This window comes from Actinosynnema sp. (assembly GCF_052038725.1).
The window spans coordinates 1-1,805 of record NZ_JBQGCX010000632.1 but is presented as its reverse complement, the minus strand read 5'-3'; the positions used below and the strand labels follow the sequence as shown (position 1 = coordinate 1,805).

Below are 1,805 nucleotides of genomic sequence, written 5' to 3'. Positions count from 1 at the left end.
AGCGACCGAACTTCGACGTTTCATCCCGCCTGCACATGCGGCCTCGAGGAGCCGGCCGTGCACGCATCATGCGTACCGTGGTGGGCGAGACCCTGACGAGTCTGCGCCTACCGCCACCAGCAGTCGACGTGTGCGCTCGGTGACCGGGAATATCGAGGAGCGCAGCCTTCTTGGTCCCGTGGTGAAGTCAGCCCCCGTCGCAGCGCCCCCCGCACCCCTCCGGCCCCGCACCGAACCCTCCCCGCTGGGCCGGTTGCTGCTGTTCGGGGCGCTCGTCGCGATCGGCCCGCTGACGATCGACATGTACCTCGCCGCTTTCCCGGCCGTCGTGGACGACCTGTCCACGACCGAGGCCACGGTGCAGCTGACCCTGACCGCGACCCTGGTCGGGCTCGCCACCGGCCAGCTCCTCATCGGGGCCTTGTCGGACTCCTTCGGCCGGCGCCGCCCGTTGGTCGCCTCGTTGCTCGTCTACGTCCTGGTCTCGGGCCTGATCGCGGTCTCCTCCTCGATCGAGGTGCTGCTGCTGCTGCGCTTCGTGCAGGGCCTGGCCGGGGCGGCCGGGATGGTGCTGTCCCAGGCCATGGTCCGCGACCTCTACAGCGGCTCCCGGATGGCGACCTTCATCTCGCGGCTCTTCCTGGTCGTCGGCGTGGCCCCGATCCTGGCGCCGACGCTGGGCGCCCAGTTCCTGGTCTTCGGCAGCTGGCGGACGATCTTCTGGGCGCTGGGAGCCTTCGGGCTGCTGCTGACGGTGCTGGCGCTGGTCTTCGTCCAGGAGACCCTGCCCCCGGAGCGGCGGCGCCACTTCGGTCCGCGGACCCTGTGGGCCAGCTACCGGGTGCTGCTCTCGGACCGACGCTACGTCGGCCTGGTCCTGACCGCGTGCACCGCGATGGGCTGCCTGTTCGCCTACATCTCCAGCGCGACCTTCGTCTTCCAGGGGCTGTACGGGATGACCACCCAGCAGTACGCCCTGGTCTTCGCCGCCGGAGCGGGAGCGCTGACCATCACCAGCCAGGTCAACGGGTCCCTGGTGCGCTCGGTGCACCCGGCCGCGGTGCTGCGGGTGGCGCTGCCCTCGATGCTGGCCATCGCCCTGGCCCTGCTCGCCGCCGCGCTGCTGGACCTCAGCGTGTGGGCCATCGTCGGCGGCATCGTCCTGCTCATGGGCTCGGTCGGCTTCGTCATGCCCAACAGCCCGAGCATCGCGCTGGCCGATCACGGGGAGAGGGCCGGAGCGGCTGCCGCCCTGCTCGGAGCGGCGAACTTCGTCTTCGGTGCGCTCATCTCCCCGGTCAGCGGGCTGTTCGGGGTCGACTCGGCGGTGCCGATGGCGGCCATCATGGTGGTTTGCGCCGCGGCGTCGTGGTTCGCCTACACCGTGCTGGCCCGTCCGCAGGACATCCTGCGGGACATGCCCTGGGAGTAGGTCCCCACGTCCGGCGCTCGGGTCCGCGCGCCCATCCGGTGGAGGTCTAGCGGTCCGGTCCTCGGGGCACGATGCCCGTGCGACCCTCCCACGAGCCGTGCTCGGAGAGCGGTCTGAACCGGTAGGTCGCGAACTCCCGGTGGAAGTCACGGCGCTCCCGCTCGCGCATCGCCGCGGCGTGCCGGGCCGGTCCGGATACGTCCGAGCGGCCGTGCACCATGTCGACCATCTGGCGGACGCTGCGCCAGACCGAGAACGTCGAGACCGTCCGCGGCGGGCGGAGACCGGCGAGCGCGAGGGTGACGCCCGGGTGGTCCCGCACGAGCCGCTCCACGGGCTTGCCGTGCCGGAGGAAGCGCGGGATCTCGGGGAT

The 1,805-nt window shown here is 71.4% G+C and carries 2 protein-coding genes; one reads left to right on the top strand and one right to left on the bottom strand.

Annotation, left to right across the window (positions count from 1 at the left end; all coding sequences use genetic code 11):
* Positions 1–253 precede the first annotated feature (253 nt).
* Positions 254–1,432 (top strand): multidrug effflux MFS transporter, encoded by a 1,179-nt coding sequence (locus ACTUAL_RS13375; RefSeq protein ID WP_440900463.1) that lies wholly within the window; start codon positions 254–256, stop codon positions 1,430–1,432.
* 46 nt (positions 1,433–1,478) lie between these two features.
* Here the strand turns inward: ACTUAL_RS13375 and ACTUAL_RS13370 are convergent.
* On the bottom strand, positions 1,479–1,805 hold a 327-nt coding region (locus tag ACTUAL_RS13370; protein ID WP_440900462.1), incomplete at its 5' end, for a hypothetical protein.